We start from the raw sequence: 19,751 nt of genomic DNA, 5'->3' as shown, positions 1-19,751 counted from the left end.
ATGAAATCAAAAGATAATTACAACACAGCATTTGCCTTTTTGGCGACCTTATTTTTTATGTGGGGTTTTATAACCGTTTTAGTGGATGCCTTAGTACCTAGATTGAAAGATGTATTTGAATTAAGTTATGGACAATCCATAATGGTACAACTAGCATTCTTTGGAGCATTCTTCTGCTTTGCCATACCATCAAGTTTTTTACTTGAAAGAATAGGATATCAACGTGGAATTGTGATAGGACTATGTATTATGGGAATAGCTTGTATACTATTTTATCCAGCTGCAAGCATGAGAGAGTTTTGGATATTTATTACCGCTTTTTTCACATTGGCAGCTGGGATTACCTTATTACAGGTAGCTGCAAATCCTTATGTCACACTACTAGGTGATGAGAAAACAGCTTCAAGCAGACTTAATCTATCACAAGCGTTCAATAGTTTCGGAACCTTATTAGCACCTATAATTGGAGCTTTATTTTTACTAAGTGATACCGTAATGGACAGTAAAGCGATTGAGAAACTCAATGAGTCAGATCGCTTAGATTATTATGCGAGTGAGGCATTAACGGTTCAAGAACCATTTATCATAATCGCACTCATACTATTTGCACTTGCCGCTATTTTTGGTTGGAAAAAACTACCTTCTTTAATTAAAGCAGCTCCAGTTGGTGGATACTCTCAACTATTAAGTAATAAAAAATTCCTATTTGGAATGTTGGGTATATTCATGTATGTAGGAGCTGAAGTTTCAATCGGCAGCTTTTTGGTCAATTATTTTCAAGAACTCGATGTAATAGAAAACATTAAAAACAACGAGTTTTTAAGAGGTCTATCTTCGTTTCTGTTAGTCGGTAAAGACATTGATAAATTAGATGCTAAAGCTGTATTAGGATCGTTTGTAACGCTATATTGGGGTGGAGCGATGATTGGTAGATTTATTGGAGCTTTTTTAATGCGTTTTATTAGTAGTGGCAGATTACTTATGATTTTCGGATTACTTGCTATAACAATGATAGTTATATCAGTGAGCAGTAACGGAACGACTGCCATGTTTACCATACTAGCGGTAGGACTATTTAACTCGATCATGTTTCCTACTATCTTCAGTCTAGCTTTAAATGGACTAGATAATTTAAAAGCACAAGCTTCAGGATTACTAGTAATGGCAATTGTCGGTGGAGCTATTATACCAAAGCTTATAGGAACAATAGCTGATGCCATGAGTACTGATGAAGATGGTAATCTAACCGGTCAAGGACTAGGAATTGCTTTTCTATGTCTCACATTTTGTTATGGTTATATCGCCTATTATGGCTTAACGAAAAGAAAAGTATAAAAACCGACTATAGATCATTATCTATAAATCAGTTTGACCTAGCACAAATAACATATTCACTGAACAATCTGTAGGTCAGAGACTCTTAATAATGAGGATATCTCGATTCTATAAAATAAAAAACCCGACTATAAAGTCGGGTTTTTTATGATTGAGATAAAATTGATTATTATCCTCCAAAGTCATCAAATCTGATGTTCTCATCTGGAATTCCAAAATCCTCACCCATTTTTTGAACCGCTTGATTCATCAATGGTGGACCACAGAAATATAACTCAATATCTTCTGGTGTATCATGATGATTTAAATAGTTTTCAATTACACAGTTGTGAATGAAACCTACAAATCCATCACCTTCACCATCTATACCGTCTTTTACTTTCCAATTATCTTCTTCTAATGGTTCAGACAATGCAAGGTAAAATTTGAAATTAGGAAAATCTTTTTCTAATGCTCTAAAGTGATCCAAGTAGAATAATTCTCGTTTAGATCGACCACCATACCAATAAGTCACTTTTCTACCAGTCTTCAAAGTACGGAATAAGTGATACAAGTGAGAACGCATAGGCGCCATTCCTGCTCCACCACCTACATAAAGCATTTCTGCTTCAGATTCGTTGATAAAGAACTCTCCATAAGGACCTGATACTACAACTTTATCACCAGGTTTCTGGTTGAATATGTAAGAACTAGCAACACCAGGATTTACATCCATCCATCCGTTCTTTGCTCTATCCCATGGCGGCGTAGCAATACGTACATTTAACATAATATCACGACCTTCTGCAGGGTAAGAAGCCATAGAATATGCTCTTTCAACAGTTTCCGGGTTTTTCATTACAAGTGGCCATAAGTTAAACTTATCCCATTCTGCTTGAAATTTGTCTGCTGTATCATGCTCTTCTGGGTGAGCTGTGATATCCATATCTTTAAAATTCACAGTACATTCTGGAATTTCGATTTGAATATATCCACCAGCTTCATAATGCATATCTTCTGGAAGACGCACTACAAATTCTTTAATAAAAGAAGCAACGTTATAATTACGAACTACTTCTGCTTCCCATTTCTTAATACCAAAAACCTCTTCAGGAATCTCAATCACCATGTCTTGTTTTACCTTAACCTGGCAACCTAATCTCCATCCTTCGGCGATTTCTTTACGTGAGAAATGTGGCTCTTCAGTAGGAAGTATTCCTCCACCACCTTCTTTTACTATACACTTACACTGGATACATGTCCCACCACCACCACATGCAGATGGTAAGAATAGTTTATTATCACCTAATGTACTTAATAAAGTACTACCAGATCCAGTCGTTAAATCTCTTTCTCCATTCACGTTAATGGTCACTGGACCAGATGGAGATAATTTTTGCTTTACTACTAAAAGAAGCGTTACTAATAACGAGGTTAATAGTAAAAACGCTGCTACTGTAGCAATAATCGTTCCCGTAGTTCCTGCTGCTAATATCATTCTATTACTGGTTTACTTGTGTTAGTTTGTCTTCTAATGCAGTCGCTTGTATAGTCAACTCATTACTTTCATCTACCGGCATTACAGATAACTCATTTGTATCTGATTTTTCCTCTTCATCACCGCCTGTTAACATTCCACCAAAGCTCATAAAACCGATGGCCATTAATCCAGTAATAATAAATGTAATCCCTAGTCCTCTTAACGGAGCTGGCACAGATGAATAGCGTATTTTTTCACGTATCGCTGCAATAGCTAATATTGCTAAAAACCATCCTATACCAGAACCTACACCATAAGTGGTAGCTAATCCTAAAGTAGCAATCTCTCTAGATTGCATAAATAATGATCCACCTAATATCGCACAGTTTACTGCAATAAGTGGTAAAAATATACCTAGTGAATTATATAGTGATGGCGAGAATTTCTCTACTATAATTTCTACTAATTGCACCATGGTAGCAATAGTTGCGATAAACATTATAAAAGATAAGAAACTTAAGTCATAAGAAGCGTACTCTGCCCCTAACCACTTTAAAGCTCCAGGCTGCAATATATACTGATCTAGCATCCAGTTTAACGGTACCGTAATCGCAAGTACAAAAATTACAGCAGCACCTAATCCAACTGCAGTAGATACTTTCTTAGATACAGCAAGGTATGAACACATCCCTAGGAATGTAGCAAACACCATATTATCTATAAAGATTGATTTGAAAAATAATTCTATATGTTCCATATTGTATGTTTTGAATACGCTTTCGCGAAAGCGTAATAACCTATATCTAGTCTTCTATTAAAGCTTTATTTCTACTACGTTGCACCCATATAATTAGACCTACAACAATTAACGCCATAGGAGATAATAGCATGAAACCATTATTCTCATATCCTATCGCATATAATCCAGTCTTCTCTATTGGATCTCCTAGCACTGCATAACCTAATAAAGTTCCTGAACCTAAAAGCTCTCTAAAGAAACCTACCAGAATTAGTATAAATCCATATCCAGCTGCATTACCTATTCCATCAAGGAAAGATCTCCATGGACCATTACCTAAAGCAAAAGCTTCAAAACGTCCCATGATAATACAGTTTGTAATAATCAATCCTACAAATACTGATAGCGTTTTACTTAACTCATAAGCATATGCCTTAAGTACCTGATCAACAATAATTACCAATGCTGCTACAACTACTAGCTGTACAATAATTCTAATTTTAGAAGGAATAATGTTTCTCATTAAAGAGATCACCACGTTACCTACACCTAATACAAAAAGTACTGAAATAGACATTACAATCGATGCCTGCAACTCTGCAGTAATCGCAAGAGCAGAACAGATCCCTAATACCTGAATAGTAATCGGGTTATTATCTAATAATGGATCTGATATTAGCTTACTATCTTTTTTTGATAAAAGTCCCATATATCTATTTCTTTAAAGTTTTAAAATAAGGTACATAAAGACCTAAGTCTTTTTTAATCATAGCAGTTACACCATCACCAGTTATGGTTGCGCCGGCTATCGCATCTACCTCATAATCGTTTTTATCATTATTCTTAGGATCTGCGTTACCTTTTGCTACGGTAATTCCTTTAAAAACACCGGAGTCGTTCAATAAATGTTCGCCAGTGAAGTCATCCATAAAATAAGTTTGCTTGATATTAGCACCTAGACCAGGTGTTTCTCCTTTATGATCAAAGTAAGCGCCTTGAACAACCATATCTTCATCAACAGCTACATAACCCCATATGGCATCCCATAGACCTTTACCTCTAATAGGTGCTACATATAAGGTTTTACCTTCTGGGTTTTTACCAACAAACAATGGCAACAAACGTGTACCTTCGGTCTTTTGAAGATTTTGTTGTTTTTTTACGTCTATTAAATAAGGCTCTTGGTTAGCCTCATCCATGTATTCTTGACGAGTTTGCGTTTTAACAATGCTACCATCTTTAAAAGTAAGTACTAATTGCTCAGTCACATTCTTTTTAAATTCTTCTGGAGCTTCACTAGCATCAATAAATACAGCAGAGCTACCTTCGTTATTATTAATACCTAGAGCATAAAGTATATTTTGCTGCTTTTCTATTTTCTCGTTTTGAGCTATTGCAGGGCTTAAGCTAGATGCTAAAAAGGCCAATATTCCACCTACCACGATTACCATTCCTACGGCAAAGAGTAAGGTATATGAATTTTTATCAGTTCTATTTTCCATAATTAAGCTGCTTTAACTTTTAAACGCTTCATTCTTTTCTTTACGTTACCTTGAACTACATAGTGATCAATTGTAGGCGCAAAAACATTCATCAATAAAATGGCAAGGAATACTCCTTCTGGATAAGCTGGATTAAACACGCGTATCATAATTGAAATGAACCCAATTAAGAAACCATAAATCCATTTACCCTTATTAGTTTGTGAAGCGGTTACTGGATCTGTCGCCATAAATACAGCACCAAAAAGGATAGAACCTATGATTAAGTGTTGCCAGAATGGAACACTCATTAATCCATAAAATTTACTAGAATCTGTTATGATTCCTGCATCAACCACACCGTTAAAGATCAATCCCATCACTAGTGCACCAACAACAGTACTCAACATAATTCTCCAGCTTCCTATCTTAGTAAAGATTAAGAACAATGCTCCGATAATTATTAAGAATTTAGAAGTCTCACCAACTGATCCTGGGATTAATCCCCAGAACATATCCCAGTAATCGTAAGCAACTGTGCTATTTTGAGCATAAGATCCTAGAATCGTTTCTCCAGATATTGCATCTAAGTTACTTTGTCCAGCAGCAATCATTTGATCGCGTTCTACTGCACCATGCACCCAAACTTTATCTCCAGACATCCAAGTAGGATAAGCAAAGAATAAGAAAGCTCTTATAGTTAATGCTGGATTCAAGATATTCATTCCTGTTCCACCAAAAACTTCTTTACCTATTACTACTCCAAATATTACTGCTACCGCTAACATCCATAACGGAATATCAACAGGAACTATTAATGGAACTAGCATACCTGTTACTAGATATCCTTCTTCAACCTCGTGACCTTTGATAACTGCAAATAAAAATTCTACTGCCAGACCTACTCCATAAGAAACAGCTACAAGTGGTAAAATTGTCCAGGCTCCAATTAGTAAGTTATCAATCGTCCAAAATGATGCTCCTAGGAAACCATTTGCACTTTCAATCATTCCTTGAGCAAGGTAATGCTGGTAACCAGCGTTATACATACCAAAAATCAAACATGGCACTAGAGCCATGATCACTGTATTCATAGTACGTTTTAAATCATCTGCCGCTTTGATATGTGTCCCATTGTGGGTCACCTCATTAGGCAAGTATAGAAAAGTATGGAGTGCGTTAAACGCAGGAGCCATCTTCTTCCCTTTATACTTTTCTTTTAAGTCGTGTAATTTGCTTTTTAAACTCATTATCCTATCTCTTTAAGCATTAAGTCTAATCCTTCTCTAATTATCTTTTGATGCGGTTGTTTAGACACACAAATAAATTCTGTCACCGCAAAATCTTCTGGCGCTACTTCGTACATACCCAAAGCCTCCATTTCATCAAGATCTTTATACATACAAGCCTTTAAGATTTGCATAGGATAAATATCTAAAGGAAATACTTCTTCATAATTACCAGTAACCACAAACGCTCTGTGTTCACCATTTGTATTGGTATCTAGGTCGTATTTCTTCTTAGGATTTAACCATGAGAAAGTTAAAGCTCTAGATGGAGAAATTTTATCAAAAACAGGTTTATTCCAACCAAATAATTCATAATCATCACCTTCTGGAATTACCGTAACAACATTGCTGTAATAATCTAAAACACCAGACTCACCGACCTGCTTACCTGAAAGAACATTTCCAGAAATCACACGGTGATTAGCTCCTTTTTCAATACCATTTTTATAAATAAAAGTATCTAAAGTAGCTCCTATTTTTGTTGTAAAGTATCTTGGGTTTTCAACAGAAGATCCTGCTAGAGCAACAACACGCTCTGCGTTGAACTTACCCGTTAAAAGCAACTCACCGATAATCACCAAATCCTGTGCTGCTACAGTATAAACCGTCTCACCTTTGTTAATAGGATCAATTTTATTGATAAGAGTACCTACATTACCACTAGGATGTGGTCCAGAAACCTTATGCAGTTCAACACCACTTAATCCAGTAAAGATAGAATCAGAGTTTTTTGCAACTCCTACATGAACCTTACCATCAGTAAGCATTCCTAAGGCAGTAATAGCTGTCTGTAGTTCTTTTTCCTTACCTAAAAGCGCAAAATTTAAATCTGCTGCAAGCGGTGCGCTAGCGTGACCAGAAATAAAAATAGCTTTAGGAGTAAGTGTTGGATTTGCAACCACGTCATAAGGACGCTGCTTTACAAATGACCAACAACCTGACGCGAGCAAGTGATTTTTAACCTCTTCAGCTTTTTTACCAGACAAGTTAAATGTGCCATGATTGACGTAGTCTTGGTTAACATCTGCTTTGATCTTAAAGGCATCGATACGTCTTTTAGGACCACGTTGCACTTCTACGATCTCACCAGATACTGGAGATACAAATTTCATTGACTCGACAGACTTGTTGTAAAACAAAGTCTCACCGGCTTTTACGTGAGTACCTTCTCTAGCTACTAGCTTTGGAATGATACTGTGAAAATCTTCAGGTCGTACATAATAAAAAGATGAAGCAGCAGCATTATCAAGCTCTTTTTGAGCAGCTCCTACTAACTTAATATCGAGACCTTTTTTAATTCTAATGTCTTTTGACATAGGATGATGGATTTAGTCCTTTTAAAAATCGTGCAAATTTACGCGATAATGCGCAGATTATTGGATGCTGATTTTATTTAGAATAATTCTTAATAGAATAACTCCGTAAGTTTGGCATCGCTTTCGCGAAAGTATTAACAACATACACAATAAACGTTATATTTATCACGTATTTAACCATCTATGAAGTCGTTTTTTATTTTAGTCTTTACAACACTATCCGTTGTTTTTATCGCTCAGTCACAAACTTTAGAGGATCTTGTTAATGATCCCGACTATATAAAGTCAGTAACATTCAACAAAGAACCAGAATATATGCTTCCCGTGTTTCAAATGGGAGAAACCGTGGCGTTAGAATTTGATGACGTCATAGGTGATGAGGCAGATTATTACTATCAGTTTGAACACTATGATTATAACTGGCAACCTAGTCGTTTATTTAAAAATGAGTTTCTAGACGGTATTGATGACATGCGCATCTTTGACTACCGTAATTCTTTTACCACTTTACAATCTTTCTCACATTACACTTTATCGATACCAAATCAATTTACGCGTGGTTTTAAGGTAAGTGGCAATTACATGATTCACATTTACAATGATAACAGAGAACTCGTTTTTTCAAGAAAATTTATGATCATGGAAGAAAAAGCTCAAGTAGGTGTAGAAATTAAAAGAGCAAGAGATATTAAATATATTAACACTCAACAAAGAGTACAATATACTGTAGACTCTCAAGAAATTAACTTCATTAATCCAGCTGATAATTTGAAAACAGTTATCATACAAAATTCGGATATTCAGACCGCTCTCTATGACATTAAACCACAATTTAATCTAGGAAACAGGCAGGAATACAGGTACGATACAGAAACCTCTTTCTGGGCAGGAAACGAATATTTAAATTTTGAAAATAGAGACTTTAGGTCTCCTAACCAGAATATAGATTATGTGCGCAAGAAAGATTTATATGAAGCATATCTATTTGTGCACAAACCTCGTTACGGTAATGAATATACTTTTTTCCCAGATATTAATGGAAACTATCTAGTGACCACATTAGATAATGAAGACAACGCTGTTCAAGCAGAATATGTAAACATTCACTTCTCGCTTTTACCGACTTTTAATCTACCGCCAGATGCCAGTATTTACGTAATGGGAAATTATAATGCTTTTCAATTGCAGCCAGAAAACATGATGATTTACAATGAGAAACGTGGCATGTATGAAGCAAAGATTTTACTTAAACAAGGATTTTATAATTACCGTTACACGGTAGTTTATAATAATGGAGAACAGGATCCTGGATTTATATCAGGAAATCTATGGCAAACTGAAAACATCTACACTGTGCTGGCATATTATCGCGAGCCAGGCGGACGATATGATCGTCTTATAGGTCAAGGCGCAGCGAGTAGTGAAGAGATTAGGAATTAGTATTATTTATAATAGGTAAATTGATAATTAAGGAAGAAGTTTTTGTCTAAATCATTCTGACCAAAAACTTGTGCGTAATTCAGGTGATTTGTTATATCCATTTGTCCATTAACTGACAAATTATAGGATTCAATTTTGTAATCTTTAGATTCCTTATCTGATATTTTTGCTCTCGCCATAAATAATCCACTATTACAATCTAAAAACTCACCTTCGTCATCAACAGCTCCTAAACTTTCTAGCTGAATATAAAATCCATCTTTTAAAAATCTTAGTTCCTTATTTTTTAGTGAAACTGACAAATCTTTATTATCACCAGTAATTATATTAAAAGTTTCCGAAGAATAAATTAGTTCCCCTAAACTATCGCCATCTACCTTGAAAAAATTAAGTCGAATAAGCAATTTGGAATTCTTATAAATTTCTTTTTGTTTCTTTGACATTCCTGAATGTCTATCAAAAGGTAACTTAATTGAAGAAATTCGTTTATTTAAAAGTTGTTCATTAGGCACAACTTTAGTGAACACATTAGTATGACATGGTAGAATTTGACTTCCTAATTTCTTAGAATCTTTCAATCCTTTGGTAGTTTCAACTATTCTTTCGTCAGATACAATTACTATTGGTGATAAAACATAATCTACAGGTTCTAAATACAATACTTCTTGAATCTCATTCTTTTTAACTTTCTTCGATTGGTATCCTATTGATGAAATTGTAATCATAGTTTCCAAATTAAACTCTTTGAGATCTATCATTCCATTTTCATTACTATAAACAGCTATAGAGTCTGCTACAAAGTTTGCAAATGGGATAATTTGCTTTGAATTTTTGTCTATAACTGTGGACTTTTGAGAAGTCCCTATGCTTATATAAAACAAAAAAAATAGTAAAACGTATGATTTCATAATTTGATAGTTTAAAAAAGGCGCATTTTACTGCGCCTTATTAATAAATTAATAATTCTTAACGATTAGCACTAATGATTCTTGGATTACGTCCTGGAAGTGCACCTGTACCGTATTGATCGCAAGGCTGAGTTCTTCTCCAAAACAACCTATGACAACAAGTCCTGTAATTTCCTCCTGGACTTTCTACTATAGGTCCACACGTCCAACCGAAACCACGTACTCTAGAATTTGTTGTATAATTTTGTTGTTCAGCAGCACTATTAATTTCTGCTATACTTATTAAATCATCACCTTGGTTAATTTCGAATCCATCTGCATCTAATAATCCTGATTCAATTTCATTCCAGTATACATCTGTCATGCTCCACGTGTTAGCTGACCAATCAATTTCAATTGCATGAATTATATTACCTGAAGTTAAATTAATTGTTGCAAACAACTCTAGTTGAGTGTTTTCACCAATTTGAAATTTAGATAATCCAATGGCTCCTCTTTCAACTTCTATTATCTCAGTAGTTTCGAGCAGAGTCGGAACAACACCATGTGAATTTTCAAAATACTGCATTGCAGTTATTTCAGAATCCTCACTGATACTTTTTGTTAAAATCTGAGAATCAGCGCGTGAATTGGAATCCATATTATCTTGAGTGCAAGAATATAATGATATCACAGTTAGTAATAGTAATAAACCTTTTTGTAAGTTTTTCATAATTTTAAAGTTTTAATGATTAATGATATCCTTGCAAAGACAACTCAAAAATGAAAAAAAAAAAAAAAGAAACTCAAGAGTTTTTTCTTTCATTTATTAAATAATTAACAAGAATATATCTATATATTAATTTATATTATCAAAACGTTGAATTCTAAATGTATATGAATTTGCATTTAATTAAACAAACCTTTTAGAGTTTTACAATACCTTTACATCGACCAACCATCGATATGAAACCTACCGTACGATCACTAGCAAAATACAGAGGCAATAAATGCCTTAACTGCGGGACGCCACTAGATATCGTAGATAAGTACTGTCATCAATGTGGTCAACTCAATACAACTAAGCGACTGGCTTTAAAGGATTTTTTTACTGAGTTCTTTGCAAATTTTATCGCATACGACTCTAGAGTATGGCGTACTATAACGCACATTCTCATAAAACCAGGATATGTTACAGAGCAATATTGTAACGGTAAACGAACTGAGTATGCAAATCCATTTCGGTTTTTTCTAACCGTAAGTATTGTTTTCTTTTTACTTCTTCAATTAGCCATTCAATTTTCTGACACCTCGCATCTTAAAAGTCAAAAAAGTAATAATGCAGGGATTTTTAATATTAGTATAGATTCTACGACACAAAACAAAGCAGAGCTGATTGAGCTCATTAAAAATCAGCAAGACAGCTTAGGTGACAATCAAAATTTTTATCAAAAATTAGCGATTGACAAAGCTATCGAAGAAATTGAAAAGGACACAACCACTTTAAACATAGGTCGCACCTATTACACACAAGAAAAACTTGATAACCAAAGCTACCTTTCAAAATACTTCAGTCAAGTAACTGATTATGCAAACTTCTATGGTAATCATCCATCAAAGAGTACCAGTGAAGCATTAAATGAATTAGGACATCGACTAGATAATCAAAACATCACAAGATATAACAAAGCAAAAAAATTCAGTGACTTAACAGATCAACCTATTGAGATGATCAACATCATACTTCCTAAGGTACCGTTGTTTCTATTTTTCTTTGCCCCTTTTATGAGTCTATTCTTTTGGTTGATTTATGTAAGAGGTAAGTGGAATTATATGGAACACATGGTTTTTAATTTTCATCTTTTAACCTTTGTCTTCCTGATACTTTATCTGATCATCGCAGAAAAATCTTTTACAGGTACTAACATTATCGCATCACTATTTTTTGGCATTATAGGACCTTTATATCTTTACAAAGCCATGCGCAAGTTTTACAAACAAGGTAGATTTAAGACTATTATAAAGTTTCTATTTATAAATTTTGTATTTTTCGCATTATTATTGGTAAGCAGCACATTGTTTATGTTAGGAAGTATTTTTCTAAGTATTTAATCTATGATTCAACAAGTTACAAGAGGAATTAAAATCTCTGTACAAACCAGTTTTGAAGGCACATTTTATAAAAATTATAAGATGCACTTTGCTTTTGGCTATGTCATAACAATTGAGAATCAAAGCAAAAACTCTGTTCAACTAACTTCCCGCCATTGGAAAATCAAAGATAGTCTCAGCAAAACTGAACATGTTGATGGCGAAGGTGTTATAGGTCAGAAACCAGTCATCAAGCCTGGCGAGTCGCACACTTATCAGAGCGGCTGCCTTCTATCATCACCATTTGGCAATATGAGTGGTTATTATTCCATGGTAGATTTTGCTACGACTAAAAAGTTTGGCGTTGTAATACCTGCGTTTAAACTCAGTGCGCCTTTTGCACTTAATTAATTCTAATTCCGCTTTCGCGAAAGCGGAATCAAATTTCTCATTTACTAGATTAAGAATTCTTTAGGTTATAATACAACCGTAAAGCAAGCTATTATTTGTAATTTCACGCCGAAATTATAAAATAAATCATATCATGGGAAAAGGATTTTTCAAAGTCCCAGTTGCTGTAAATGAGCCTATTAAAACATATGCTCCAGGAACTGTAGAAAGAGATCAAGTGCTAGCAGCTTACAAAGAATTGTGGAATGCAAACACAGAAGTACCGCTATATATTAATGGAAAAGAGGTTAAAACTGGCGATACTGCAGCTATAAGACCACCACATGATCACCAACATGTTGTAGGTAATTATCATAGAGGTGGAAAGAAAGAAGTACAAGAAGCAATTGCCACAGCCATAGAGGCACGTAAAACATGGTCACAACTACCGTGGGAACAGCGCGCTGGTATCTTTTTAAAAGCAGCAGAACTTATCGCAGGCCCTTATAGAGCTCGTATTAACGCTGCTACAATGATTAATCAATCTAAAACCATTTTCCAAGCAGAGATTGATTCGGCTTGTGAATTAATAGATTTTTTAAGGTTTAATGTACAGTATATGACTGAAATATATGCTGAGCAACCAGAATCTACATCGGGCGCATGGAATAGATTAGAATACAGACCTCTAGAAGGTTTTGTTTACTGTATCTCTCCTTTTAACTTTACCGCTATTGCAGGTAATTTACCAGCAAGTGCTGCTTTAATGGGTAATGTATGTGTGTGGAAACCTAGCGATCATCAAATGTTGAGTGCTCAAGTAATTGTTGAAGTATTTAGAGAAGCTGGTGTACCTGATGGCGTTATCAACATGGTAAATGCTGATCCAGTAATGATGACTGATGAAGTAATGACGCATCCAGACTTTTCTGGTGTTCACTTTACAGGTTCAACATCTGTCTTCAGAAGTCTTTGGACTAAAGTAGGTGAGAATATTAATAACTATAAGACTTATCCTAAGATTGTAGGAGAAACTGGCGGTAAAGACTTTATAGTAGCTCACAGTAGTGCTGTACCTGCACAAGTTGCAACAGCCATTGTAAGAGGTGCATTTGAATTTCAAGGTCAAAAATGTAGTGCAGCATCTCGTGCCTACATACCGCAAAGTATGTGGCCAGAAGTTGAGAAACTAATTAGAACTGATGTAGAAAGTTTTAAAATGGGATCTCCAGAAGACATGAGTAATTTTATTACAGCAGTGATTCACGAAGGCTCATTTGATAAACTTGCTAAGTATATTGACGGAGCAAAAAACGATTCTAATGCAGATGTAGTTATCGGTGGAAATTACGATAAATCTAAAGGATGGTTTGTAGACCCAACCGTTATCGTGACTACTGATCCTAAATACGTTACTATGGAGACTGAACTATTTGGTCCTGTAATTACTATTTATGTATACGAGGATGATAAATATACAGAAATGCTGAAGTTAGTTGATGAAACTAGTGAATATGCATTAACTGGTGCTATTTTAGGTCAAGATCGCTATGCCGTATCTCAAGCAACTACAGCTTTAGAAAATTGTGCAGGTAACTTCTATATCAACGATAAATGTACAGGTGCTGTGGTTGGTCAACAACCTTTTGGTGGTGCGCGTGCATCTGGAACTAATGATAAAGCAGGCTCTAAATTGAATCTATTACGCTGGGTTTCTCCACGTATGATTAAAGAAACTTTTGTAACTCCTACAGATTACAGATACCCTTTCCTAGGGGAATAATCATTAAAAGTTTTAAATAGTAAAAGCCACGTCAGTTGACGTGGCTTTTTTATTCTATGAACATTCTTTAAACCTATTATGATTAATCATAAAATTTGAGGCATAAAAAAAGCGCTCAACATAGAGCGCTTTTTAAATACATTTAATAGAATTTATTACTAATCAAAATCTTTATTAGTTCCAACAGCAGCCTTCTGTACATTTACAACTTCACCAGTTGCATCTACAACAAATGCAACCACATCCCAGTCAGTAGAATTTGCAGAGGCACTAGCTGATAAATCAACACTATAAACTCCACCACCTACTTGCTGATCTGCTGGTATAGCATCTCCAAAAATATCTGTAAAAGAAGCTCTCAAGATATCATTATGAACAAAGTTAGGAATCGAACTTCCACCGCCAAAATTACTTGTATAGTTAGTTTGTGCTGCAACCACTCCATTTTCCAATAGCACTACAACTAATTTCATACCTGTTTGATCTAAATCAAAACCAACTTTTACAGTTGCGTTAACAGTAGATCCAGATACAGAAGAGTTAATAGCAAGACCTACCGGCGTAACTGTATTTAATAATTGCATAGGCTGGCCTATATTCATTGCATCACCACTAACAGATGCCCAACGAGCATCTCTATTTAGGATACCTGTAGGGAATCCTGTAACACCAAATTGAGATCTCATGCTAGCTTCTAACGGGAATGCCATAGCATCACCATTATGTACAGCGACTGCTATAACATCCTCACCACCAGACATGTTGTGTACATCTATAATTCCCTGAGAAATACGTGGACACCATCCACACCAAGCTCCTGTATAATCTTCGATCAAGGCTTTAGTTGAATAAGATGGATTGATCACATTCACGCTTACCGTATTTGAAGTATCACTACCTAAGGTTGCTTGAACACTCTTAGTTCCCACTCCTGTTAAAATAGCTGAAGTCCCAGTAATAGGAGTTCCATCAACTGTTATAACAGCTTGAGAGCTCACTATTGCGCCAGAAGCATCTCTTACTGTAAAGTTTACTAAAGTATTATCATAAACTCTAGTCTTACTAGACTCTAAAGTAACGCCATTGGTACCACCACCTCCGGTTCCGCCACCATCATCGGTTGAATTTGTAGAACATGATGCAATTCCTATAGCAAGGAATAACATCATCGTCTTTAAAAAATTTGCTGTTTTCATTGGTTTGTTATTTAAATTTATATTATGGATGCTCAAATATAATGTTTTCATAATATTATCCTAATTTTTGTTAAAGATTTTGTAAATGAAGATTTAGAGAAAAATAGCTTTGGCATGATTATTACAATGATTCTTTATATCATTGTAAACCTTAACTATACTTATTATTATGAAAAACTTATTATTTGTAACCTTGATTTTCAGTTTCGCTTTTGCAAAAGCACAAACATCTTTACCTGAAATTACCCTAAAAAATCTAGATGGTAAAGAAATTTCTTTAGCTACCTTAAGCGATGACAAAACTGTCGTTGTTTCCCTTTGGGCAACATGGTGCGTACCTTGTATAAGAGAATTAGATACAATTGCCGAGGTTTATGAAGAAATGCAAGAGGAAATTAATTTTGAACTTGTTGCCATATCTGTAGATGATTCCCGTTCAACACGCAGAGTTAAACCAGCAGTAATGGGTAAAGGCTGGGAATATACAGTGCTTCTAGACCCTAATAATGATGTAAGAAGACATTTGGGCAACCCTAATGTACCACTAACCCTTATCATTAAAAATGGTGTCATAGTATATCGTCACTCAAGCTTCACACCTGGTGCTGAAGACGAATTATTTGATAAGTTTAAAGAACTTGCAGGATAAAACAATTCAAACAGCCAATATTAACCAACCAATTTGACAATGAAAAAAATATTGATAGCCATAGTAGCTCTAACTACTATGCAAATAACTATAGCCCAAGAAAATAGAGGAACATTCTCTGGAGGCTTTGAATCTAATAGTCAATGGTACCAAGATGATGAAGGTCTAGGTACAATTGCACCACAGGATCAATTGCGTTCTAATAATTACTTTACTCTTAGATATTCTTATGATAAATTCACTGCAGGTATTCAATATGAATTATTTGCACCCAATCCATTGCTAGGATATTTTGAAGGCTTTAAGGGAAATGGTATTGGAACTTACTACCTTAATTTTAAACATGAAGGTTTAGATATTACCGGAGGTCATTTTTACGACCAATTTGGTAGTGGACTTATCTATCGTTCATGGGAAGACAGACAATTAGGAATAGACAACTCGATTAGAGGAGTACGCATTAATTATGAATTCACAGATTACTTAGTAGCTACAGCCTTTACCGGTAATCAACGAGTAGGCTTTGAGGTTTCTGAAGGAACGATCACGGGTCTAAATGCGGAATTAGATTTATCAAACGCCCTAGATTTAGAAACTGGAATACAAATAGGAGCTAGTTATGTAAACCGTTATCAAACCTCTACCAGTCCAGACTTAAACTTTCCTGCAGACGTTGGTGCATATAGTGCTCGTGCAGATATAACTTTTAGTAAATTCTTCTTGGGTGCTGAGTACGTTTATAAGGAACAAGATGCTTTTGTTCTTGACGGATTTGTAAGCAATAATAATTATCAAGATGGTAGAGCTCTCTTATTAAATACTGGGTATGCTACGAAAGGACTTGGAATTAATGCCACATTTAGAGCCGTAGAAAATATGGGCTTCTATTCGGACAGAGAAGCTAGTGGTAACGCATTTCTAACAAACACTATTAATTACGTTCCTGGATATACAAAACAACAAGATTATGCCGTTTCAAATATCTACGTCTACGCTCCACAACCAATTGTATCACCTGGTGAAGGAAAAGCTGGTGAAATAGGTGGTCAGATCGATGTTTATTACACGGCAAAAAAAGGAAGTACATTAGGTGGGAAATACGGTACTAAATTTGAATTTAATTATGCTAATTGGAGTGGATTAGACGCAACATTTGATGTCACAAATAACACTTATCAAGCATCTTTACTGAGCAGAAATGAAAAATATTTTGAAGAAGCTAGTGTTGCAGTCAAAAAACGATTCAGCAGAAACTTCTCAACCATATTTACTGCTGTACACACAGAATATAACACAACAATAATTGAAGGTAGTGGAGATTTCTTAAGAGGTGACGCCTTCATTATAGATGCTCTTTATAAATTAGACGGTGGTCGTAGTGTTAGAATGGATTTACAACATTTAAGTGCCGATGCTGATCGTGGAAACTGGGCTGCTGCAACAGCAGAGTATGCTTTTAGCCCCTACCTATCCATGTACGTAACTGATTTATATAATTATGACGAGACTGACATACATTACTATTCTGTTGGTGGTAGTTATACTAGAGGAAGAACTCGTGTCGCTATGAACTATGGCCGACAGCGCGGTGGATTAGTTTGTGTAGGTGGTGTATGTAGATTTGTTCCAGAAAACACTGGGCTTACTTTAAATATCTCAACAAACTTCTAGTTTTCAAAAATTAGATCAAAAAAAAGACCTCGTCACAGAGGTCTTTTTTTATTTATCAAAGTGGCAGATGAACTACTTTTTTAGTTTCAAAAAATTCATCATCAAAATAATCTGGTAATTCATAAATATAAGTATCTGGAAATGGCTTTAACTCTTCAGTTAAATCACCACCTTTAAGATATAGAATACCATTCTCAATCTCGTGATAGCTATCTTTTCTTATTTTATTACGTGTCCAACTCACAAAGTCAGGCATGTTAGTGACCGCACGACTTACTATAAAATCGAACTTGCCTTTCACCTTTTCGGCTCTTCCATGCTGTGTAGTGACATTTTTTAATTGTAAAGCTTCTACAACAGCATCTACAACCTTAATCTTCTTCCCGATAGCGTCTATAAGGTGAAAATTCGTTTTAGGAAACATAATAGCAAGAGGTATACCTGGAAAACCTCCACCGGTTCCTACATCCATTACTCTGGTGCCACCTGGCGTATTAGGCAAGCTTTCGCGAAAGCGTACTACACAAGCTATACCCAGAGAATGGAGTACATGTCTAGTATACAATTGATCGATATCTTTTCTAGAAATCACATTGATTTGTGAGTTCCACTCTGCATATAAATCACCTAACTGGGCAAATTGCTCCATTTGATGATCTGATAAATGCGGAAAATAATTTTTTATGATTTGATGCACTGTCAATATTTTGTGCAAAAATAACGCATTAATAATCTAGTGAAATGAAAGCTAGGAATTAATGAAATGATATTTTTGTAAATCTAATATCATATCCTATGAAAAACAATCTATCTGATCGCATCAATAATTTACCAGTAAGCGCCACACTCGCAATGGCTGCAAAAGCACGCGAATTGAGAGAGCAAGGTAAAGACATCATAGGGCTTAGTCTAGGAGAACCTGATTTTAACACACCAGAATTTGTAAAAGAAGCTGCTATACAAGCAATTAACGATAACTACAATTCATACACACCTGTGGATGGGTATGCAGAATTGAAAGATGCAGTTATATTAAAGTTTAAAAGAGATAATAATCTAGAATACACAAGAGATCAGATTGTAGTATCAACAGGTGCAAAGCAATCGATTGCAAATGTAGCAATGGTATTACTTAATAAAGGTGATGAATGTATTTTACCAGCACCGTATTGGGTAAGCTATGCCGCTATTGTTCAACTAGCAGAAGGTGTTCCCGTAGAAGTAAGAGCTGGCGTAGAACAAAATTTTAAAATTACTCCAGATCAATTGCGTGCGGCTATAACGCCTCGCACAAAAATGATCTTATTTTCTTCTCCTAATAATCCAAGCGGTAGCGTTTATAGCCAAGCAGAACTAGAAGGACTGGCTGCTGTACTTAAAGACTATCCAGAAATTATTGTAGTAAGCGATGAAATCTATGAGCATATCAATTATGGTAGTGGGCATGCAAGTATAGCTAGCGTGGATGGAATGTATGACCGTACCGTTACGATAAATGGTGTTAGTAAAGCATTTGCCATGACAGGTTGGAGAGTTGGTTACATAGGAGCTCCAGCATGGATAGCGCGTGCTTGTAACAAAATGCAAGGACAAATCACTAGCGGAACCAATTGTATAGCACAACGTGCCGTCATTACCGCATTAGAAGCTCCAGTTTCCAAAATTCAATATATGGTAGACGCATTTCATAAGCGTCGTGATTTAATACTTGAATTATTATCGAAAATTGATGGGTTTGTTACAGACATCCCTGAAGGTGCTTTCTACGTATTCCCAGATATTTCTTCATTTTTTGGAAAAACGATTAAAGGTCATAAAATTGAAAATGCGACAGATTTCTCTTTATTATTATTAGAAGAAGCACTTGTAGCCACAGTTACGGGCGATGCTTTTGGCGCACCTAATTGTATAAGACTCTCTTATGCAGCGAGCGAAGATATGATTACTGAGGCGATTAAGAGGATTGAAAAGGTGTTGTCTTAAATCTTATAGTAATATCTATAATAAAAAAGCTGGTTACAAAGT

The 19,751-nt window shown here is 35.3% G+C and carries 18 protein-coding genes; 8 read left to right on the top strand and 10 right to left on the bottom strand.

All coding sequences use genetic code 11. From position 1 onward, the window contains the following. Positions 1-1,335, top strand: coding sequence for a sugar MFS transporter (locus IL45_RS11970; RefSeq protein ID WP_036584256.1), 1,335 nt, complete (start codon positions 1-3; stop codon positions 1,333-1,335). Between the two features lie 169 nt (positions 1,336-1,504). Here IL45_RS11970 and nqrF read toward each other — a convergent pair whose 3' ends face one another. Genes nqrF through IL45_RS11940 form a run of 6 tightly spaced genes read right to left on the bottom strand, consistent with a single transcriptional unit; the run spans position 1,505 to position 7,619 of the window. After that, positions 1,505-2,812, bottom strand: a complete 1,308-nt coding sequence (gene nqrF, locus IL45_RS11965; RefSeq protein ID WP_036584253.1) for an NADH:ubiquinone reductase (Na(+)-transporting) subunit F — start codon at positions 2,810-2,812, stop codon at positions 1,505-1,507. 4 nt (positions 2,813-2,816) lie between these two features. Then, positions 2,817-3,551, bottom strand: a complete 735-nt coding sequence (gene nqrE, locus IL45_RS11960; RefSeq protein WP_006796019.1) for an NADH:ubiquinone reductase (Na(+)-transporting) subunit E — start codon at positions 3,549-3,551, stop codon at positions 2,817-2,819. 46 nt (positions 3,552-3,597) lie between these two features. Further along, entirely contained in the window at positions 3,598-4,242 is a 645-nt protein-coding gene (locus IL45_RS11955) for an NADH:ubiquinone reductase (Na(+)-transporting) subunit D (RefSeq protein WP_036584251.1), read from the bottom strand. Positions 4,243-4,246: 4 nt separating this feature from the next. Beyond that, the gene (locus IL45_RS11950; RefSeq protein ID WP_036584249.1) at positions 4,247-5,035 is read right to left on the bottom strand and encodes a Na(+)-translocating NADH-quinone reductase subunit C; all 789 of its coding nucleotides are present in this window, start codon (positions 5,033-5,035) and stop codon (positions 4,247-4,249) included. Positions 5,036-5,037: 2 nt separating this feature from the next. After that, complete coding sequence (locus IL45_RS11945; RefSeq protein WP_036584246.1) at positions 5,038-6,264, bottom strand: NADH:ubiquinone reductase (Na(+)-transporting) subunit B; 1,227 nt, start codon at positions 6,262-6,264, stop codon at positions 5,038-5,040. Further along, a complete protein-coding gene (locus tag IL45_RS11940) occupies positions 6,264-7,619 on the bottom strand; it encodes a Na(+)-translocating NADH-quinone reductase subunit A (protein WP_036584244.1) in 1,356 nt (451 codons plus the stop codon). The genes IL45_RS11945 and IL45_RS11940 overlap by 1 nt, the downstream gene beginning before the upstream one ends. Before the next feature lie 183 nt (positions 7,620-7,802). Here IL45_RS11940 and IL45_RS11935 point away from each other — a divergent pair, with 183 nt between their 5' ends. Next, positions 7,803-9,059: a type IX secretion system plug protein gene (locus tag IL45_RS11935; protein ID WP_036584241.1), complete on the top strand. Its 1,257-nt coding sequence runs from the start codon at positions 7,803-7,805 to the stop codon at positions 9,057-9,059. Positions 9,060-9,061: 2 nt separating this feature from the next. Here IL45_RS11935 and IL45_RS11930 read toward each other — a convergent pair whose 3' ends face one another. Both IL45_RS11930 and IL45_RS11925 read right to left on the bottom strand, forming a co-directional pair. Then, the gene (locus IL45_RS11930; protein WP_036584238.1) at positions 9,062-9,967 is read right to left on the bottom strand and encodes a peptidase associated/transthyretin-like domain-containing protein; all 906 of its coding nucleotides are present in this window, start codon (positions 9,965-9,967) and stop codon (positions 9,062-9,064) included. A 58-nt stretch (positions 9,968-10,025) separates the two neighbouring features. Continuing rightward, positions 10,026-10,679, bottom strand: coding sequence for a hypothetical protein (locus tag IL45_RS11925; protein WP_036584235.1), 654 nt, complete (start codon positions 10,677-10,679; stop codon positions 10,026-10,028). A 233-nt stretch (positions 10,680-10,912) separates the two neighbouring features. Here IL45_RS11925 and IL45_RS11920 point away from each other — a divergent pair, with 233 nt between their 5' ends. From IL45_RS11920 to pruA, 3 genes are all read left to right on the top strand, one after another. Continuing rightward, positions 10,913-12,058 (top strand): DUF3667 domain-containing protein, encoded by a 1,146-nt coding sequence (locus tag IL45_RS11920; protein ID WP_036584233.1) that lies wholly within the window; start codon positions 10,913-10,915, stop codon positions 12,056-12,058. A gap of 3 nt (positions 12,059-12,061) precedes the next feature. Further along, on the top strand, positions 12,062-12,448 hold the full coding sequence (gene apaG, locus IL45_RS11915; protein WP_036584231.1) for a Co2+/Mg2+ efflux protein ApaG: 387 nt from the start codon (positions 12,062-12,064) through the stop codon (positions 12,446-12,448). Between the two features lie 133 nt (positions 12,449-12,581). Next, entirely contained in the window at positions 12,582-14,210 is a 1,629-nt protein-coding gene (gene pruA / locus IL45_RS11910; RefSeq protein ID WP_036584228.1) for an L-glutamate gamma-semialdehyde dehydrogenase, read from the top strand. 158 nt (positions 14,211-14,368) lie between these two features. Here the strand turns inward: pruA and IL45_RS11905 are convergent, their stop codons facing one another. Then, positions 14,369-15,406, bottom strand: coding sequence for an Omp28-related outer membrane protein (locus IL45_RS11905; RefSeq protein ID WP_036585334.1), 1,038 nt, complete (start codon positions 15,404-15,406; stop codon positions 14,369-14,371). Positions 15,407-15,575: 169 nt separating this feature from the next. Here IL45_RS11905 and IL45_RS11900 point away from each other — a divergent pair, with 169 nt between their 5' ends. Both IL45_RS11900 and IL45_RS11895 read left to right on the top strand, forming a co-directional pair. After that, positions 15,576-16,055: a TlpA family protein disulfide reductase gene (locus IL45_RS11900; protein WP_036584227.1), complete on the top strand. Its 480-nt coding sequence runs from the start codon at positions 15,576-15,578 to the stop codon at positions 16,053-16,055. 39 nt (positions 16,056-16,094) lie between these two features. After that, positions 16,095-17,726, top strand: coding sequence for a DUF6029 family protein (locus IL45_RS11895; protein ID WP_036584226.1), 1,632 nt, complete (start codon positions 16,095-16,097; stop codon positions 17,724-17,726). Positions 17,727-17,781: 55 nt separating this feature from the next. On the opposite strand, the gene rsmG is transcribed toward IL45_RS11895, so the two are convergent. Next, positions 17,782-18,423 carry a 16S rRNA (guanine(527)-N(7))-methyltransferase RsmG gene (gene rsmG, locus IL45_RS11890; protein WP_036584224.1) on the bottom strand — a complete coding sequence of 214 codons (642 nt, stop codon included), beginning with the start codon at positions 18,421-18,423 and terminating at the stop codon, positions 17,782-17,784. 98 nt (positions 18,424-18,521) lie between these two features. Here rsmG and IL45_RS11885 point away from each other — a divergent pair, with 98 nt between their 5' ends. Beyond that, positions 18,522-19,709 (top strand): pyridoxal phosphate-dependent aminotransferase, encoded by a 1,188-nt coding sequence (locus tag IL45_RS11885; protein WP_036584221.1) that lies wholly within the window; start codon positions 18,522-18,524, stop codon positions 19,707-19,709. Positions 19,710-19,751: the final 42 nt, after the last annotated feature.

The organism is Nonlabens ulvanivorans (assembly GCF_000732625.1).
Classification (GTDB): domain Bacteria; phylum Bacteroidota; class Bacteroidia; order Flavobacteriales; family Flavobacteriaceae; genus Nonlabens; species Nonlabens ulvanivorans.
Note: the sequence above shows the minus strand (reverse complement) of the source record. Positions and strands in the feature narration are given on the sequence as shown.